The sequence below is a fragment of the Chryseobacterium sp. Bi04 genome (genome assembly GCF_918698085.1).
Lineage (GTDB): Bacteria > Bacteroidota > Bacteroidia > Flavobacteriales > Weeksellaceae > Chryseobacterium.
Genome location: NZ_CAKKLP010000002.1, coordinates 157,511 through 177,260, shown reverse-complemented (window position 1 = coordinate 177,260; position 19,750 = coordinate 157,511). Strand labels below are relative to the sequence as shown.

Here is a 19,750-nt window from a genome sequence, read left to right as displayed (position 1 = left end):
AATGGACATTCGTTCGGCAATTGCTTAGCGTTGAGTTTACCTTTAATGTGTTAGAATTATTGTAGGCAGTCTTTTTCAGGAAAAAAAATCTATTTCCCGATTTCATTCAACGATTGATTAATCTGTGCTAACCTCTCGTTGGTAGAATTAATATTTTTTTCGTAGTTAACAGAAACTACTTCTGCATTGGTTCCCAGTTTAAGGGCACACATAGCCAAAGCATCCTGTTTATCTCTTACGTCAAAGTTCTGTTCAAAATCTTTAATCATATTCTCTATCTGCTTCCCTACTTTACGCAACGTTTCTTCTTCTGCTGCGGGTACGTTCAGCGGATATACTCTTCCTGCAATGTTTACGGTTATTCTCCTTACCTCCATTATAATCCACTGTTTTGAAGCTGTGCAATACAGAAATCTATTTCTTTCACCAATCTGTTGATATGATTTTTCATTAACCTATTGTGTTCAGGATTTCCTGATATTGCTGAATAAAGCTTTATATTTTTTTGTTCTTCTGCTAATACCTGATTTCTTCGTCTTTCCTCATCATATTTCACTTTCAGTTCCTCATGCTCAACACTTAGTTCTGATAAACTTTCAGTAAGATTCTTATAATTCTTTTGCAGAGCCAAAATCTTTTTCTCTAATTCTGAAAAATTGTTTTCTAAATCTTGAAGCATTTCAGGTTTGTATATTCTAACTAGAAGCAAAAATAAAAAAATAATAACACTAACAAAAATAAAAAGCCTTATATTTTGGAATACCCACAAAAAAGGAGATGCTAAAGCACCTCCTTTGTATTTTTAATATGTATTTTTCTTATTCAAATTTCAAAACAAACATAACTGCTCTTGTCTGTAATGTAGAAACTGCAGATGTCCAGTAAGGAGGTGTCTCAGCATTATCAGCTACTTTTTCATTATTCATAAAAAATGTTCCTCTAATGGCAGGCGTCAGTTTAAATTTGTTGAAATAAAACTGGATTCCCATTTCTGCAGACCATGCAAAGTTATGTGTTGTAGATCTGAAAATTCCCTGCATATTATCATCCGTAGAAGCAGCATTAGACTGCAGGTTCACAATATAGTTTACCCCGGCGGCAATGTAAGGCCTTGAATTGTACCATCTTCGCCCATGAAGTTCTAAAAGCACGGGAACATCCACCAATGTAGATTTGATTTCTCTCACTTTATCTTTATCCTGTAAAGGGAACGGCATGAAAGGAGGATTAGTTAAAGATCCACCTGCATAGATGTCATTAGATTGAGTATTAAAAGTCAACTGTCTTTGTGCAAACTGTAAACCTGGTTCTATTCTTACGTCAAGATAGTCATTCAGTCTCCATTTTGCAATAAGCCCGGCACCGAAACTGTAGCTTTCCTTAGAAGTTACAAGATTCTGATTATCGTTCATCCCATATCTTGGGTGCAATACGATACGGTAGTCCAGTTTGTTCCCGTTCAAATAAAAACCCCAACTGAATTTCTGCTCGTCGAAGTCTTCCAACTTGTCCATTCTGTTTCGGGTTCTAAATTGCGCGTCTGCAAAAACGGCAATATTTACTGAGGCTAAAACCAGTGCTCTTAATAAAAATTTATTCATAGGTTACTTTGTTGCTTTATAAATTGTGGCTATACCTAAACTTAGTTTTTTATATTCTACTTTCTTAAATCCCGTATCTAAAAGAATTTGCTTCATCTTTTCCCCGAAAGGAAAAGCATTTACAGAATCCGGAAGGTATGTGTATGCCCTATTATCTTTGGAAACCATTCTGCCAATGGCAGGTAATATATTTTTAAAATAAAACATATACAGTGGTCCCATCAACCCCTCAACCTTTGAAAACTCCAGTATATAAACACTTTTGTTATCCTTAACTACTCTTCTTAACTCTGCTAAACCTTTGGTAAGATTTTCAAAATTCCTTACTCCAAATGCAACGGAAACAGCATCAAATCTATTGTCCTCGAAAGGTAAATTTTCTGCATCTCCTTTTTGCATGGAAATTTTGCCGTCTAATTTAAGTTTTTTTATTTTAATAACGCCAACATTCAGCATTTGTTGTGATAAATCTAAACCAACTACTTTTGAGCCGGTACCTTTTTCAATGGTAATTGCCAGATCTCCCGTTCCTGTAGCCACATCCAGCACTTCCTGCGGGTTATCATTTTTCATCCATTTTACCAGTTTATTTCTCCATAAAACATCAATTTTCATGGATAAAACACGGTTTAAAAGGTCGTACTTCGGCGCAATATTGTCGAACATATCCTCTACCTGGCTCTTCTTAGTAGCCTCTGAATTGTAGGGAGTAACTTTGGTGATATCTTTTGTCAAAACTTAAAACTTGTAATATTCTTTATAATAATTTAGGTAATCCTGCTTTCTGAAGATTTTGGATCTTGATTCCACTTTCTGGATATTTTTAATCACTTTATCGTAATCTTCATCCACATTGTAATAGAAATCTTCTGTGTAAAGCTTATTGAAGCGTTTTGCTCCTCCAAAATAATCCTTTCCATCAATTTTAGTCTTATCAAGCGCTAAAAGTAACGAATCTTTTTTAAGATTATATCCGTAGTACTGATCATTAACATAATAATCCTGGTGGGAAATGTTAATCAAACCACGAAGTTTGTTTACTTCAAATGCTGAATCGTAAAGCATTTTTTTATTCTGATCGAAAACCTGAATAGAGTTTTTTCCTTTATTCAAATCCACATGCACGTACTGCCCCGCTGAGATGATTCCTTCAGAACCGTTATTGATTTTAAAGTAATACGTATTGGGGGTAGGATTATCTACAACATAATAATTCTTCTTGGCTAAAAAAAGGAAGTAGATCCCAAAGGCAACGATAAACGCCACAGCTGCAATGAGTAAGCCTTTTAAGGACGAGTTGTTTTTCATAGATTGTAAAGTACAATTTTTGCAAATTTAATAATATTTTTAATTCTCCGTTATTAATATTAATTATTAACTTTGCATCTTTAAAAAAATCATATAAACGAATGCCGAATACGATCATTATTGGCTCTGGATCTTACATTCCGAACAGAGTTATTGGTAGAGATTACTTCATGAATTCTGAGTTCTACACAGAGGATGGGGTAAAGATAGAAAAGCCTGTGGAAGAAACTATTGCGAAGTTTGTAGAAATTACAGAAATAGAAAACAGGAGATTCATTGAGGACGGTCTTTCCAATTCACAGATCGGTTATGAAGCCGCAAAAATTGCCCTTGAAGATGCAAAGGTGGATGGTGAAGAATTGGATTATATTATTTACGCAAGCAATTTTGGAGAAGTTACCGAGAATGGATACGCTGACTTCATGCCTACTATGGCTGCAAGAGTAAAGAATAAGCTAGGCATAACAAACAGAAAATGTGTAACATACGATATGCTTTTCGGGTGCCCGGGATGGGTTGAAGCAATGATTTTAGCAGATAATTTAATTAAAGCTAAAGTCGCAAAAACCATCTTAGTAATCGGAGGAGAAACACTAAGCCGTGTTACAGATCCACACGACAGAAACAGAATGATCTTCGCTGACGGTGCCGGAGCAGTAGTGGTAAAAGCTACTGACAACGAAAATGTAGGAATTATTGCCCACAATACAATTTGTGACAATGGTCCTGAATTAAATTATCTTGAAAATGCACCTTCCATCAACAAAGAAGTAGACCAAAAACGTCTTTATGTAAGAATGCTGGGAAGGAAAATCTACGAGTATGCTCTTAAAAATGTACCTGTGGCCATTAAAGATACGATTACAGATGCGGGACTGTCTATTGAAGACATAGACAAAATCCTTATCCACCAGGCCAACGCCAAAATGGATTACGCTATGATCGAAAGACTTCACAGACTGTATGACATCAAAGAATATGATCATTCAATCTCTCCAATGACGATTCAGGATTTAGGAAATACCTCTGTAGCAACCATTCCTACCATGTATGATTTAATAATTAAAGGAAAAATGGGTGGTCAATCGTTTAAAGATAATGGGAATATTGTTATGACTTCGGTAGGTGCCGGAATGAACATCAATGCTCTCGTTTACAGATTTCCTTAAAAATAATATTTAAACAATAAAAAAATATAAAAGCACAAGGGAAATCTTCTTTGTGCTTTTTTTACATCAGATTATGCAAAAGAATCTTTTAATCATTGCCGGAATCTTCCTGTTTTTGGAGATTTACATTTATCAGGCTGTACGAACGCTGACCGATAATTTTTGGCTGAGAATCGGCTATTGGGTGGTGTCTTTAATCATTTATGGAATTTTCGCCTACGAAGTAACCCATTACCAAAGATCAGACCGCAGTATGGTAAGAGCCCAGATCATGATTTCTCTTTTACTTATATGTATACTTCCTAAAATTTTTGTGGTCTTGTTTCTATTAATCGACGACATTTTCAGAATCGGAAGCTATGTGGTCGGATTTGCGAGTTCTGCAGATAATTTCTTTCCGGAAAGGAGGAAATTCCTTAGTCTTGTAGGCCTGGGAATGGGAGGTGTGCTTTCAGCCCTTTTCATAGACGGGATTACTTTCGGTAAGTATCGTCATACGGTAAGAAGGGTAAAGGTAAAGTTCGCCAATCTTCCAAAAAGCTTCAAAGGGTATAAAATCATTCAGATTTCTGATGTTCACAGTGGAAGTTTCTCTGATCCGGACAAATTGAAGCATGCTATAGACCTCATCAATGAACAAAAGCCTGATTTGGTTTTATTCACAGGAGACATGGTTAACAATGTTGCTGATGAATTCAAACCCTTCATTCCTCTTTTTTCAAAAATAAAGGCTAAAGATGGCAAGTTTGCAGTTCTGGGAAACCATGATTACGGTGATTATGTAAGTTGGAGCTCCCTTGATGCCAAAAAGCAAAACCTGGATATGCTGATCGACTATGAGAAGCAGGCAGGGTTTGATATGCTGAGAAATGAAAACAGGGTTATTGAAAAAAACGGGGAAAAATTATATATCCTGGGGGTTGAAAACTGGGGATTGAAACCATTTCCGCAATTCGGAAAGATTGATGACGCGTTGAAAGGAGTCCCGGAATCCGCTACAAAGATCTTAATGAGCCATGACCCTACCCATTTTGATTATGTGGTAAAAAAACACCCGGCAGACATCCATTTAACGCTTTCAGGACATACACATGGGATGCAGTTTGGACTGGATTTAAAGAACATCAAATGGTCACCGGTCCAATACCGTTATCCAAAATGGGCCGATTTATATGAAAGTGAAGGTAAATTCCTGTATGTCAACAGAGGTTTTGGAGTACTTGGATATCCCGGAAGAGTTGGCGTATTGCCGGAGATTACTCTTTTTGAGCTGAGCTAGTTTTGAGTTTGAGAGTGAGAGGGTCTGAGAGTTTTAGAGTGAATGAGTTTGAAGGAGGGCTGCTGGTTTTCTAGTTACTAGTTTCGTGATTCGGGTTATTAAGATTTGAGATTATAGGTTTTTAAATTCACAATTGACCCTATTCATTTACAAACTGCAAGTTGTTGGTTACGAGCTTATAACAGTAAAGCCTATGAGTAATCGCCTCATGTTTGACGTCTGTTGTCTGACATCTAGAATCTTGATTCTTGATTCTTGGCTCTTGATTCCTGTTTTTACAACTCAAAATCCAAATCAAAAGACCATCATTTCAACCTTTCACACAATCCCGACTACCCACCACACCCGCAATCTAAAAAATATAATCTTTCATACGGGAAACAGCAAGTTCTTTCTCGTTGATAAAAGTAAGGAGGGCATCTAATTTGTCCTCCATTTTTTTGCCTGAAAACAGGCTTCTGTAAAAAGGAATGTCAAAACAGTATTTCTTAAAATCTGTAAACTGCCATGAGTTCAGATAAATCAGCACAAATTCTTCATTCTGCAGGGTTTCTAAAACCATATTCTGATAGTATTTCATTGGCAGAATCTGAAATACAAAATCATTGTATGGGAGCTGACTGTATGGAGAGATGCTTTCCGGGATAATACTTAATCCATCTTCTTCTGTAATTTCCGTATCTCTTTTCAGACGTTTGAAAGGGAAAAGTATATCTGCATTATCGATATTGGAAACATAATTAAACTCCAATAATTTCAAATTTTCCTGGGGCACTTTTACCTCCTTCTGACGAATTCCTCTGATCTGTTTTTCCAGAAGATCCTGAATTTCTTTCTTGGCATCTTCAATTTCTGTAAGGTTGGAGTCTTTATTATAAAAAGCAATTTCATGCCCTTTGGATGAAATTGCTTTTATAAGATTCTGCAGTTTTCCAGAGAGAGAAATCTCCACAAAAAAACTGGCTTTGATATCGTGAATATCTAAAATTCTAAGAATTGCTTTAGTGTTATCTTCTGTAATTCTTAACCTTTCTTCATCGGTAATTTGAATCCCATTTTTTGGATCAGCATCAATATTTACCAAGTTAAAAGTCAATAATATCATTTAAATTAAATTCTATATAAAAGTTATAATAAATTAAAAATCAGAAGTTAAAGCAATATTAATTAAAGTATTACTTTACATTATTAATCCTTAGCTAATTTTACTTTCAAATTCTTGATCATGTCTTTTGTCATTTCAGAAATTCCGAAATCATACGTCAGTCCCCAGTCTTTTTTAGCCACTGAATCATCAATTGATGCCGGCCATGAATCTGCAATTGCCTGTCTGAAATCCGGTTTATAATCGATGGTAAAATCCGGAATTTCTTTGGTAATTTCCTCAGCCAGTTCTTTTGGAGTAAATGACATTCCACCCAAGTTATAAGAGGAACGAACCGTCAGACTTTCTTTTGGAGCTTCCATTAGTTTTAGCGTGGCATTGATCGCATCATCCATATACAACATCGGCATTCCGGTGTTCTCAGAAATGAAGCTTGTATATTTCCCCTCCTCTATTGCCTTATAGAAAATCTCAACAGCATAATCTGTTGTTCCTCCACCTGCAGGAGTCTTCCATGAGATTAATCCGGGATATCTGATACTTCTTACATCCACACCATATTTATCAAAATAATACTCACACCATTTCTCTCCAGCCATTTTAGAAATTCCATAAACAGTTGTTGGATTTAAAACAACATCCTGCGCTACATTCTCTTTTGGAATTCCTTTTCCAAACACAGCGATGGAACTTGGCCAGAAGATCTTTTTAAGAAGCCCTTCTTTTGCCATTTCACAAAAATGCAGAAGAGGCTCCAGATTCAGTTTCCAGGCAAAAATAGGCTGCTTTTCCGAAGTTCCGGATAAAAGAGAAGCCAGATGATACACTGTAGTGATGTCATAGTCTTTAATCACCTGTCTCACCAATTGTGTATTGGTAACATCCATTCTTTCATAATATCCTGCAGAGGTAATTCCCTCCTGCCACCTGTCAAGGCCCGAAGCAACTACATTTTCCGCTCCGTGGATCTCAACAAGTCTATTGGTAAGTTCGGTGCCTATTTGTCCCAAAGCACCCGTAATCAGTATTCTTTCCGTATAGGATTCCATTTTTCAGATTTTTTTTAGAATTGTACAAAAGTAAAAAAAACATGTCAACCATAATAAAAAAGGTGTATTTAAAAATACACCCATGGATTGTTATAGAAAATTATTTATATACTGAACTCAGGATAAGGCATTTCTGTCTTGTAAACCAACAACTTCTAACTCCCTTTTCTATATCTGAATTAAAATTTATAAGCTCAGATTCATTCTTACAAACAGAAACCTTCCATTCATTCCAAACTGTGAGACGTTTCTGGAGTATACGAACTGATCCTGATTAGAAAGATCTATACTGTTAATTGGATTGCCAGAAGCGTCTACAGATGGTGTTTTCAAAGATTTGGGTCCATAATTCTTATCTGGATAAATATCAAATAGGTTATTAGCACCAATGGTCAGCCTTAAGCCCTTTGTAAATTTATATCCAATAGACAAATCGGTAATTATTTTACCTCCCCAAACAGGATGCTCGATAGGCACCTCCTTTCCGTTGACCATATTGCTATTGACAATACCATCGCCATTCACGTCTGTTGTATTGGGATCGGTCACTTTTCCAAAATATACGTTTCTTACAAGGATACTAAAATGATTAAGCTCTAAAGCATTATTCAATGAAACTTTAAACCTTGGGACGGCTTCTTCCAGATAGACACGACTGGTTTCGGAATAATAACGGTTCACCTGGCCAGCCTGAATCAGAATATCTGAACCATGAATATCTCCCACCCTATTGGTTTTGGATACCGTTGCTGCCAAATCAGAGTTCAAAGTAACCTTTTCGGAGATTTTCAACCTGTGAGAAATTACACCTTCTACACCTTTGGTCTGGGTATCGATAGCATTGGCAAAAAATGTTGCGGCAGTGGCATTAGCCTGATCAAAGCCTTTCTGAAGGTTATATTCAGGGCTGTTTACCGGAAAAATCCCTGAAGGTCTTGAAAACTGATCCGTTAATACTACCCTGTTTTTTATTTTAATATAATACCCATCTACCGTGAATGTCAGGTTAGCACTTGGTATTTTAGCCGTAAAGCCCGCAGAAAAGCTATTAGACTCTTCCTGCTTCAATTGTGGAATCCCCAAAATACCTGCCACATCAGAATCATTGGAAAATGTTCCGACTTCATATGCTGTCCCCCCAACAAACTGGGTAGCCGTTGCATTGAAATAAATTTGCTGTAAAGAGGGTGCCCTGAATCCTGTGGAATGGGCTGCCCGGATGTTAATATGGTCTGTCAGTTTATATCGGGAAGCAATCTTATAATTGAATGTAGAACCAAAATCTGAATAATTTTCAAACCTAAATGCTGCACTCACCAACCAACGATTGGTAACATCCAATTCCGTATCAAGGTAAGCTGCTACAGAGCTCCTCCCTTTTTTCAATGCATTCGCTGGTCTGAAGCCCGGGAATACCTGTGCCCCGCCTGGTCTTGTAGCTCCCATAAAATCCGTTGGCTTCAGTGAAACAGGAGTTTCCGGATTCTGAATATTTCCGTTAATATCGTAAAGAGCCCATGAGGCTTCTTCTCCGCTTTCTATTTTATATCTTTCCAATCTCACCTCTCCGCCAAATGCCATATTGAAGCCCTGCAGCCAATCAAATTTAGTATCAAAATCAGCATTGACCGTATTCTGTAAGAACCCCAATCCTCCAGCTCTAAACTCCCTTTGCATGGAAGACAGCATGGATGCATTGGCTGTATTTTTTATAGTATAATCAAATGTATTCTGTCCAAAAGTATTACTGATATCATAATTCACATTTCCTACTTTACCTTTAAAACCTGCAGCAAGTGAAAGATCAATGACATCAGATGCAATCTCAGGCAGAAAACCGTTGGGATACAATGAAGTAGAAGTCCTGCTTTGGTTAGGCCTTCTGTAAAATCCTGCAGCATTTCCGCTTCTATAAGAAATCCCTCCAAATGCATATCCACGTACTGATGAAGAAATATCAAATTCGGAATTCATAAAAACCTGCCCGGATCCAAGCTTAGACTGTCCTACTCTCATATTAAAATCATTTCTCTCAAGACGTCTGTAAGCTAATTCATTAGCTGTAACATCTGCTCTTAAAATCGATTGCAGTTCCGGAATTGTATTGGCATTCTGAATACTCATCAGCAGACCAGGACTGAAATAGTTTACATAAGGAGCATATTGGTGAATGTAATTAACGATCTGTTGCGTATTAGAAGTGTTTGTAATATTACCAAATAAAGAATTAATATTAACTCCGTTTTCAAGTGCTCTCTGCTCAATAGCGTTGTAGGCATTGAAAATATCACCTGTAGCTGTTCCCGCTCTTTCCGTAGCAGTTCTGTTCAGAAAACTGGCTGTAAAATTCAAAAACCCTGTAGCTCCCAGCTTTGCACCATAGTTAAGATCCAGCTGATATTTTTCTCCATCCCAGCCGCCACTATGGTCATTAGAACCTTTCGAATTATATCTTCCTGCTGTAATGGCTGCGGTGAGATTATTTGTACTTTTCTTCATAACAACGTTGATAACGCCTGCAATAGCATCAGAGCCATACTGTGCTGAAGCACCATCCCTTAGCACCTCCAATCTTTCGATCGCAAAGGCCGGAATTGCATTAAGATCTGTCCCTACCGAACCTCTTCCCGGTGAGCCATTGATATTGACCAATGAGGAAGTATGCCTTCTTTTTCCATTAAGCAATACAAGAACCTGATCGGGACCTAATCCTCTCAACTGTGCGGGATCAACATGATCCGTACCATCTGCAACCGTGGTAGAATTGGAGGTAAAGGATGGTGCCGCATAATTTAAAATCTGATTAAGATCTGTCTGAGGGCTCAGTACTGACTGTGATCCAATATTGATCACATCCACAGGAACCGGTGTATCGGTAGCCACCCTGCTTTTGTTTCTGGATCCCACTGTAATTTTAACTTCATCCACCGTTTTTACTTTAATTGAATCTCCGGTTTGTGCATAAAAATTTACAGAAATAAAGAATAATGCCCCCAAAGAGACAATTTTTTGATTGTTTTTTTTCATGTGTTTTTTTCAAATGTACAAATCATTTTAAAAACAACACAGACTTTATCAATAAAACAACACAAATCATTAAAATAAACCAATAAAAAACAATAATTATTGATTTTGGATAGTCAATTTAGTAAAATTTAACACCAAATAACCAAAATGAAATATCCATAATTAAGCTAGCTTTAGTGAAAAAATTAAAACACAATTCATAAGGCTATCATCGGCAATGATTTACAAAAAAACTATATTTTTGTTATAAAGAAAATCATATGAGGAAGTTTTTAATTGTTTCGGTCCTGTTAGCGAGTCAATTCGGCTGGGCTCAGTTTACAGATATCAGCATCGTAAAGGAAGTACAGGTAAAAAAGAAGGGTGTAGTGGTATCTGCCCATCCTTTAGCCAGTGAAGCAGGGGCAAAAATCCTAAAAATGGGAGGAAATGCCTATGATGCCGTTACTGCCACACAATATGCATTGGCCGTTGTATATCCTCAGGCAGGAAATATTGGTGGTGGTGGATTTTTGGTGGGCGTAAAAAGTAATGGTGAAAAATTCACATTAGATTACAGGGAAACCGCTCCCAAAAAAGCTTCCCGGGATATGTATCTCGATAAAAAAGGGAAAGCAGATACCGATCTGTCTCAAAACGGAAGACTTGCAGTAGGTATTCCGGGTAGTGTGGCAGGTTTCTTTGCTACTTTAAAGTATTGTAAACTTCCTATGGAAAAAATCATACAGCCAGCTATTGATCTGGCAGAGCAGGGTTTTACCATCACAGAAAAGGAAGCTGACATGCTGAATAACAATAAAGAAAAATTTCAGAAGCATAACAAGTCTTCTATTATTTTCGTAAAAGACAGCCCTTGGAAAGCCGGTGATATTTTAGTTCAGAAAGAATTGGCAGAGACTTTAAAGCTTATCCAGAAATTAGGGGCAAAAGGGTTTTATGAAGGAAAAACAGCAGATCTTTTGGTGGCTGAAATGAAAAGAGGCAATGGAATCATTAGTCTGGAAGATCTTAAAAATTATAAAGTTGCAGAAAGAAAAGCTTTAGAATTTGAGTATAAAGGAAACAATGTAGTGTCTATGCCTTTACCTTCAAGCGGAGGTTTGCTGCTGGCTCAAATGCTTAGAATGGCCAGCTTTGAAAACCTTGAAAAATACCAGCAGAACTCTACAAAGGCTGTTCAGATTATGACAGAGGCTGAAAGAAGGGCTTTTGCAGACAGAGCTGAATATATGGGTGATCCTGATTTTATCCAGGATAAAATGGCTTACCTGATCTCTGATGCTTATTTAAAAGACAGATGGAAAAGTTTCAGTTTTGATAAAGCCACTCCTAGTGCCGAAGTGGGTAAAATTATAGAGCAACCGAAAGAGTCAACTCAGACTACCCATATTTCTGTACTGGATAAAGACGGAAATGCAGCCTCTGTAACCACGACTCTTAATGGATATTACGGAAGCAAAGTTCTGGTTTCAGGAGCAGGATTCTTTCTAAATAATGAAATGGACGATTTCTCCATCAAACCGGGTGTACCCAATATGTTTGGGGCCGTAGGTGGGGAAGCCAATGCCATTCAGCCCAATAAAAGAATGCTTTCCTCTATGACGCCTACTATTTTACTGAAGAACGGAAAGCCGTATATGGTGGTTGGAACTCCGGGAGGAACAACCATTCCCACTTCTGTATACCAATCCATCGTCAATGTTGTTGATTTTAAATTAAACGCCAATATGTCCGTCAATACACCCAAGTTTCATCACCAGTGGCTTCCGGAGGTTATAACGGTAGAAAACAACTTTCCTGAAAGCACTATTTCCGAGCTGAAAAGCAAGAATTATGTTATTGAAAAAATAAAACAAATCGGAAAAACAGAAATGATTGTTCTGGATGACAATGGTAATATTCACGCTGTGGCAGATGGCCGTGGTGACGATTCTGTAGCAACAGAATAAGTAAGCAGCTGTCCTGCTCACATAAAAAATCCTGTTTTAATTATTTTAAAGCAGGATTTTTTATTGAAGATTTTATAATGTATCCCTTTCTTTATCAGAGGCAGATATACAAAGACATCTTCAATGCTACATGATATCCGGTATTTTTTTATTTCAATGACATTCATCATGTTTTTAGAAAAAATTCATAATTTCGCCCTTTCTAAACAATTTCTATTGAAAACAAAACAATTTTATCAGCAGCTTTATTTTCAGGTTATTATAGCCATCATTGCAGGTATCCTTTTAGGAAGGTACTATCCTGAGCTGGGAGAAAAGATGAAGCCATTGGGCGATGGTTTTATTAAGCTGGTAAAAATGATTATTGCTCCGGTTATTTTCATTACCCTTACCCTGGGGATTGCTCATATGACCGATCTTAAAAAAGTAGGAAGAATTGCAATAAAAGCAATGGTTTATTTCTTTACATTTTCAACTTTAGCACTCATCATCGGGCTTATAGTCGGTAATATTTTACAGCCTGGCCATGGTTTAAATATTGATCCGGCTACTCTTTCAGGAGATGTTTCTCAATATAAAGAAAGGGCTCATGATTCTACGCTTACCGGTTTCATTATGAATATCATTCCGGATACACTTTTCAGTCCTTTAGTGGGTGACAATATACTTCAGGTTCTCCTTGTAGCTATTTTAATGGGTGTTGCTTTGGTCCTCACTAAAGAAAAGAGTAAGAAAGTGACTGATTTTCTTCAGGATTTGTCTACTCCTGTTTTTAAGATTGTTCATATGCTTATGAAGCTTGCCCCTATCGGAGCCTTTGGAGCTATGGCTTTTACAATTGGAAAGTACGGACTTCACTCTGTGTTAAACCTTATTTTCCTGGTAGCTACTTTTTATATCACGTCTATTCTTTTTATTGTTCTCGTTCTGGGCGCTGTGGCATGGTACAATGGTTTTAGTATTTTTAAACTCATGTATTATCTTAAAGAAGAACTTCTTCTTGTATTAGGAACAAGTTCTTCCGAATCAGCTCTTCCCGGTCTTATGGAAAAGCTGGAAAAAGCAGGCTGTTCAAAAGCGATTGTAGGGTTGGTAGTCCCAACCGGTTATTCTTTTAACCTGGACGGGACCAATATTTATATGACATTAGCCTCACTTTTTATTGCTCAGGCATTGAACATCCATCTGCCTCTTGAAAAACAGCTTATGCTTCTGCTAATAGCAATGTTGAGTTCTAAAGGTGCTGCCGGAGTCACAGGTGCCGGATTTGTTACCCTGGCTGCTACATTGGCAGTAGTTCCTGAAGTTCCTTTAGCCGGAATGACATTAATTTTAGGTATAGACAAATTCATGAGTGAATGCAGAGCACTCACCAATGTCATAGGAAATTCTGTAGCCACTGTAGTTGTTGCCAACTGGGAAAAGCAGCTTGATAAGAAACAGTTACAATACTGTCTTGATCATCCACTGGAAGTTGAGAAAAAACTGGAAGTCTGAAATAATTTATAGATAACAGATCTTTAAACCAGAATATTCAGGCTTGCAGGCTGTACTTTAACATGGATGGGTGATTCTATTTTATTAAACTCACCGTCAAGATGCCAGTTTTTGGTATTTACCTGGAATGAAATTTCAGAAACTGGAAGATAGGTAACATACTCATCGTCCTTTAATCTTTTGGTAAACATTCTGAAGGCGAACAGTGCAGAATAGGTCAGGGGAAATTTCTTTACCAGAACCATATCAACCAAACCGTCACTTTTACTTGCTTTTGGGGCAATATAGGCGTTATTACCAAACTGACGGGTATTGGCAATATTCAGCATAAGATACCTGCCATTGTACTGCTGATAGTCTTCACCCAAAAACTTCACTTTGATCGGTTTGTAATTGAAGAATGTTTTTAGGGAAACTTTAATGTAATTTTTGAATCCACGGCTTGTTTTCTCAAACTCTTTAACTACTTTCCCGTCAAAACCTGTTCCTGAAACATTGATCGAAAGCCTGTCGTTAACCGTAAATGTATCTATTTTTCTGGATTGCTTTGCTTTTATTTTCTCTAAAAGTTCATCCAAATTTTTACTGAAACGTGTTTCGTTGGAGAATCCATTTCCGGAGCCCGCTGGAAAAATAGCCAGGATCTTGTCTGTAGAAATAAGGTTCTTAGCCACTGTAGAAATAGTTCCGTCACCACCAATTGCCACAAAAATATCAACATGATCAAAATGGGTTTTAATAAACTCATCTGTTCCCGGAATAGATTCGGAGACATAATACAAAGGATTTCCAACCTTTGCTTTAAGTTCATTCAGAAACGGCTGATAATTTTTTTTGGCCGAAAAAGGGTTGATGATAAAAGCTACTTTTTCCATTACCGCAAAAATAAACAATGCTTCCTGAACCGGAAGCATTTATTTATTTAATTTTCATTCTTTCTTTAAATTCTGCGTTCAATGTACCCCTTAATTCTTCCCAGGAAATAGGAATGATAATATCTCCTGCTGCAAAAGCAGTAATTTCGTACGGGCTATAATGAAAATAAAGGTTTTTCTGATCAAAATAGAAATTATTGCTCGCCGGAATTTTTTCCACTAACAGCATTTCGGAGTTTTTAACTTCTCCTTCAGCATCTGTTGTTCCGCTGTTAATAGTATTGATATTCTTCATCAGAAGAGTCTCGATTTTAGTACTGGGCATTGAAGTGATGTCCTTCAGTTCAAGTTTTCTATTATTCTTGAGGTCAAAAACTCTCTCGGAAAATCCGTAATTATCATGGGCTCCACCTTCATAACCACTTCCTGCATATTGAATGTGCATATACCCGTTGATATTGGATATAAGGTTCATGTGAGAACTTGAATACCAATCCTGAGCATAGGTAATATCTGAAATCCAGTCTTTACTGTCATTTTTTACAGAAGAGAAATATTTGTTTTTCTCATTCTCCAAGTAAGCCTGAAGTCCGGTTTTGGAAAAATCTTTACTCCCCTTATTTTGAAAATAAATACTGTCTAATAACGTTTTATCTTTCAATTCCGGGAAGACCAGCAATTTTGAAGTATATTTAACTTTTAAAGAGTCTGTAATTTTTGTAGAATCACTTACTTTAACAGAATCTACTATCAGTTTTCCGGATTCTTTGTTGTCTGATTTTTCGGTGGCCGGTCCTGCCTTCTCATTTTTCTTGCAGGCGGTAAACACAAAGAATGAAGATAGTGCTAAAACGGCAATCATATTTTTCATAATTATAATTTTTTGATACTAATACAAAAACCATTCAAAAGCTGAATGGTTTTAAAAAAATATGATTAATCGTATTGATCAATATTAAAAATCAACTACTTAGGATTTCTTCACTAAGCTTATTACCTGATTTTCATGTTTTGAAGCAACGCCCCAAATCTGCTTGAAAGCCGGGTAATATTCTTTTGGATAATCCGGACTGGCCACTTTTGTAGTAGCGGTTACTTCCAGCTTATTCCCCTTTTGCTCCACTACATAGCTGTATTCTATTTCTTTATCTTCTGTAACTATTTTTTTACTTTTAGGTATTTCTTCCACTGTATATCCTTCCGGAATCTCAAGAATAACTTTTTTCACTTTTGTAGAAGCTGCTCCAAAATCAATAGGATGTTTCCTGGCCTCCACCTGATCAAAATCGTTAGAATTTTTATTCAAAAACAACATGGGATTGATAATCATCTTTTTCCCCACCCGGTCTATCATATCTGTAGATTCGAATTTCATTGTACTCTCAAATCCGCCGTTTTCCAATACTTTTGAATCAATTCCTGTAAAATCTACCGAAAAATTTTCTTTATACTGTTTTTTATATTTATCAGGATTCTCATCATAACTATCCTTAACATACATAGCAAAAGCCCCGGTATCTTTATCAGAATACGTCCCTGAAACACTTCCGTCTTCGTTTATTTTAGCATCTACTGTAAGATAGGTATTACTTGGTTTATTGTTAGCCATCTGAACCTGTACAATCTTATCGCTTGTCATCAGGATACCATATTGATTCCAGTCTCTTAAAGGAAGTTCATCCACAGAAGACTGTTTTGAGGTAGCATCATAAATATGAATACCTCCAGCTGTTTCAATGGCAGCTAATACAAAGTTCATATTTGATATATTAGGTGATATTAGATTTACCCATCCGTTATCAACAGTAGAAATAACAAGTGGATCTGCCTTAATTCCTGCTTCACGAAGGAGCATTACCAGATAAAGGTTAATTTCTGCAGCATTCCCCGTTTTTGTATCTAGCAGTTTTTTAATTCCATCTTCAGTATACACTCCCCGCTCTTTATTCCAGGTGAAAGTTTTTTGAACATGTGTAAAAATGGCGTTTGCTTTATCAAGGGCACTGCTTTTCATTTCTAAAATCCCGGCAGGCATATTATCTTTGGCCAGCTTTGTTTTTTTCAGTTCGTCTCCAAAGTAGCTATTTTCATAAAGTCTTTTTCGGATCTGCTCCCAGGAAGAAGAATATAATTTAAGCTCACGGAAATTCGTAGAGTTAAGTTCGGTACTCACTTTTGTACGGAAATTTCTGCTATTTCTTACAAATTTTTCATTTTTAAAACCTTTTACATTTTCAAAAGCAAATCTATAGGTTTTATATTGAGAGCCATATAAAGTCCGGGGTTCTACTTCTCTGTATTTTGGCATTAAATCACCTGTATAATTGATATTATAATCTATAGTATAAGGTGTATCCAAAATATATTCTGTATAAAGTGATGGAGTATCAGATTCAATCACTATTTCAGGAATGGCGAATAAACCCGGAGATATTACTTCATATTGATATTCTAAGACAGATCCATCTTTTACATTCGGAAATGCAAATTTATTGACCGTAACAAATTTGCTTTCTTTACTTTTATATTTAGAGCTATTTTCTACTTTTACAGGAACTACTTTTCCGCTCTCCAGATTATAGGTTAATGCCTTCATTTTGGACAGTGACTCTTCCTGATCTTTACCTCCCCCATAACTATAAATAGGAACTTCAAGATTTAACCATTCCTCGGCTTTATCTTTATTATAGATCTTCACTCTGTAGAAAAATTTCTTGTGTAGCAAGCCTGTATTTGTATCAATCATAAAATGAACAGATTTATACAAAATTTCAGCAGGTGCATTTTCGTCTAATAAAGATTTTGTCTTTGATAAATCTGCATCATTAAATTTCGGGGTATTTAAAAACTCATGTTTTTGAGCTAAAACCACAATATTAGCTGAACAAACAATCAGCAGTATGATTTTCTTCATCTTTATATTTTTGTAATTAAAATTTTTGAATTATCCATGTTTAGTATTTTTTTTCTGAAGCCTACATATTCATTGTATTTTTCTTTTGAGTACGTTCCTTTATTAACCTGTACTTTTCTTTTTACTTTAATTTCTTCTCCATTTTTAATAAAGCTCAAATTATAATATCCAAATTCAGATTTTACATTGGTATCATCCGGAGCCTCATCAATTTTGTATCCTTTAGGAATAGTAAAATTAATTTCATATTCATCTTCAAAAGATTGTCTGATCTCAAAAGGAAGTTCACGACTTTCATCTGTTTTATAAATCGTATTATTATAAATTGGAATAACTCTGAATATAAGGCTGTTTCCAGCTTTTTTTGCGAAATTATTGGCTTTGAAATCTATATCATATGTTATAATAGCTTTATCTTTATCATTAACAAAGTTTTTCATTTCAACTTTTTCAAAGTTTAAAATATCTAACGAATTTTTCAACGCATCATTTTTTTCTTTTGGATTAAGTCCTGTAAGCCCTAAAGTATAATCATATTGGCTTCCTGTATAATAGAAGCTTCCCTCTCCTGAAATACTGTTATCTTCACCTACTTTTATCTTCAAGATTTGCTTTTCTTTATTTTGATCAGCAGTATAGACCGGTGTATCAATCAGCTCTATACCATTTTTCTTTACGGAAAGTACATTCCTGTCCGTGGTACTATATCCTAAATGATTAAATGCGATTTGCTGTGATGTATTTTCAAGCCATATATTTCCTTTTTCAGTAGGGACCATTAAAATAGCATGATTCCCCCCCATTTTTGGAAACTCAGGATCAAATGATACTTGGGAAGGGCTGGAATTGATCACACAATAATGGGATGGTATTCCTGCTTCATCCAATAAAATCTTCATGTAATTGGTAAGTCCTTTACAATCTCCGTAACCTTTCTTATCTACCTCTTCAGGCAGCATAGGGAGCCATCCTCCAATTCCCAATCCCACAAATATGTATCGGGTTTTGGTCTGCATATACTGATAAATTTTCTTTACTTTATCTTCTACTGATCCTTCCAGTTGTAACGCAGCTATTTCTGCTTTGATTGTAGGGGTAGAAACAGCAACAGGTTGTACCAGATTGTTGTAATACCAAATTCCAAAATCTGTCCAGTTATTTAAAGATCCCTGTTTACCCGCCAGATTAAATTTTGCTAACGCAAAACTTACTTTAGGCAAAATCTTTACAGGCTGCGGAATTAATGAAATATCATCAATTGCAGAAACATTCTTATAAGAATAAGTCTTTTCATTACCACTTCCAGTTTCCACAACAGAAGTATAATTATATTTTGAAGGATAGATTTTAGTCCGAAGCTCAATGCCTGATGTATTGATTATTTTGAGCGCTCCTTCCTCCAATGATGTATTAGTAGAAAAAAATGGGACAAAATCAGGAATGAAAATGGTATTTTTATCTGATATCTGATAAGAAAAATCTATAGTGTATGGATATTGGATGGGTGTATGATTGAAAACCAAAACCCTGTTATCAGAGTAAAATACACCTTGATTATTATTGGCAAAATCACTAAAATCAGATTTGGAATAACTTTTTATTTTTTTTCCGGAATCATCATAAATTGTGACCTTTACATCTGAAATACTATTTCCTTTATCATAAGGAATATAAGCTACAGCTTTACTATCACCATCTTTATTTAAAACTGTTGTTACTTTATTATATTGATATTTTATTTCATCAATTTTGTTAATCTGTACCGTTGTAAAGTCTTTTCGGACAACAATATTTGCATTTTTCTTTAAGGTTTCAGGAATTGCAGAAACAGGATATGTTTGGGCAAAATACATTGAAGCGGCAGATAATGCTCCAATCAAGAATATTTTCATCATGGCTATTAAAATTATGCAAACATAAGAAAATCTTAATAAATGTTAAATTTTTATTTAAAAAAATACTCTACTTCGTGAAGTA

Annotated in this window: 16 protein-coding genes; 4 read left to right on the top strand and 12 right to left on the bottom strand. The window is 36.0% G+C overall.

Annotated elements, in window-relative coordinates:
* Window positions 1–89 precede the first annotated feature (89 nt).
* The 5 genes from LQV47_RS05105 to LQV47_RS05085 form a co-directional block, all read right to left on the bottom strand.
* Window positions 90–377 (bottom strand): cell division protein ZapA, encoded by a 288-nt coding sequence (locus tag LQV47_RS05105; RefSeq protein ID WP_047485454.1) that lies wholly within the window; start codon window positions 375–377, stop codon window positions 90–92.
* The gene (locus LQV47_RS05100) at window positions 377–679 is read right to left on the bottom strand and encodes a hypothetical protein (RefSeq protein ID WP_047485456.1); all 303 of its coding nucleotides are present in this window, start codon (window positions 677–679) and stop codon (window positions 377–379) included. Before LQV47_RS05100 ends, LQV47_RS05105 begins: the two co-directional genes overlap by 1 nt.
* A 139-nt stretch (window positions 680–818) precedes the next feature.
* Window positions 819–1,601 carry a porin family protein gene (locus tag LQV47_RS05095; RefSeq protein ID WP_230034520.1) on the bottom strand — a complete coding sequence of 261 codons (783 nt, stop codon included), beginning with the start codon at window positions 1,599–1,601 and terminating at the stop codon, window positions 819–821.
* Between the two features lie 3 nt (window positions 1,602–1,604).
* Window positions 1,605–2,336: a bifunctional demethylmenaquinone methyltransferase/2-methoxy-6-polyprenyl-1,4-benzoquinol methylase UbiE gene (gene ubiE, locus LQV47_RS05090; RefSeq protein ID WP_047485460.1), complete on the bottom strand. Its 732-nt coding sequence runs from the start codon at window positions 2,334–2,336 to the stop codon at window positions 1,605–1,607.
* Window positions 2,337–2,339: 3 nt separating this feature from the next.
* Window positions 2,340–2,909, bottom strand: a complete 570-nt coding sequence (locus tag LQV47_RS05085) for a hypothetical protein (protein ID WP_047485462.1) — start codon at window positions 2,907–2,909, stop codon at window positions 2,340–2,342.
* Between the two features lie 101 nt (window positions 2,910–3,010).
* On the opposite strand from LQV47_RS05085, the gene LQV47_RS05080 reads away from it, so the two are divergent.
* Window positions 3,011–4,078, top strand: a complete 1,068-nt coding sequence (locus LQV47_RS05080) for a ketoacyl-ACP synthase III (protein ID WP_230034518.1) — start codon at window positions 3,011–3,013, stop codon at window positions 4,076–4,078.
* Window positions 4,079–4,151: 73 nt separating this feature from the next.
* Window positions 4,152–5,357: a metallophosphoesterase gene (locus LQV47_RS05075; protein WP_230034516.1), complete on the top strand. Its 1,206-nt coding sequence runs from the start codon at window positions 4,152–4,154 to the stop codon at window positions 5,355–5,357.
* A 352-nt stretch (window positions 5,358–5,709) separates the two neighbouring features.
* Here LQV47_RS05075 and LQV47_RS05070 read toward each other — a convergent pair whose 3' ends face one another.
* The 3 genes from LQV47_RS05070 to LQV47_RS05060 form a co-directional block, all read right to left on the bottom strand.
* Complete coding sequence (locus tag LQV47_RS05070; protein ID WP_230034514.1) at window positions 5,710–6,462, bottom strand: polysaccharide deacetylase family protein; 753 nt, start codon at window positions 6,460–6,462, stop codon at window positions 5,710–5,712.
* An 83-nt stretch (window positions 6,463–6,545) separates the two neighbouring features.
* Window positions 6,546–7,511 (bottom strand): NAD-dependent epimerase/dehydratase family protein, encoded by a 966-nt coding sequence (locus LQV47_RS05065; protein WP_230034512.1) that lies wholly within the window; start codon window positions 7,509–7,511, stop codon window positions 6,546–6,548.
* A 186-nt stretch (window positions 7,512–7,697) separates the two neighbouring features.
* Window positions 7,698–10,538: a TonB-dependent receptor gene (locus LQV47_RS05060; protein WP_230034509.1), complete on the bottom strand. Its 2,841-nt coding sequence runs from the start codon at window positions 10,536–10,538 to the stop codon at window positions 7,698–7,700.
* 260 nt (window positions 10,539–10,798) lie between these two features.
* On the opposite strand from LQV47_RS05060, the gene ggt reads away from it, so the two are divergent.
* On the top strand, window positions 10,799–12,487 hold the full coding sequence (ggt, locus tag LQV47_RS05055) for a gamma-glutamyltransferase (RefSeq protein ID WP_230034507.1): 1,689 nt from the start codon (window positions 10,799–10,801) through the stop codon (window positions 12,485–12,487).
* 216 nt (window positions 12,488–12,703) lie between these two features.
* On the top strand, window positions 12,704–13,984 hold the full coding sequence (locus LQV47_RS05050) for a dicarboxylate/amino acid:cation symporter (RefSeq protein ID WP_230034505.1): 1,281 nt from the start codon (window positions 12,704–12,706) through the stop codon (window positions 13,982–13,984).
* 23 nt (window positions 13,985–14,007) lie between these two features.
* On the opposite strand, the gene LQV47_RS05045 is transcribed toward LQV47_RS05050, so the two are convergent.
* From LQV47_RS05045 to LQV47_RS05030, 4 genes are all read right to left on the bottom strand, one after another.
* Window positions 14,008–14,859, bottom strand: a complete 852-nt coding sequence (locus LQV47_RS05045; protein ID WP_230034932.1) for a YegS/Rv2252/BmrU family lipid kinase — start codon at window positions 14,857–14,859, stop codon at window positions 14,008–14,010.
* Window positions 14,860–14,902: 43 nt separating this feature from the next.
* A complete protein-coding gene (locus LQV47_RS05040; protein WP_230034503.1) occupies window positions 14,903–15,730 on the bottom strand; it encodes a DUF3298 domain-containing protein in 828 nt (275 codons plus the stop codon).
* A gap of 99 nt (window positions 15,731–15,829) precedes the next feature.
* Window positions 15,830–17,773, bottom strand: coding sequence for a transglutaminase domain-containing protein (locus tag LQV47_RS05035; RefSeq protein WP_230034501.1), 1,944 nt, complete (start codon window positions 17,771–17,773; stop codon window positions 15,830–15,832).
* A gap of 2 nt (window positions 17,774–17,775) precedes the next feature.
* Entirely contained in the window at window positions 17,776–19,668 is a 1,893-nt protein-coding gene (locus LQV47_RS05030; RefSeq protein ID WP_230034499.1) for a DUF3857 domain-containing protein, read from the bottom strand.
* Window positions 19,669–19,750: the final 82 nt, after the last annotated feature.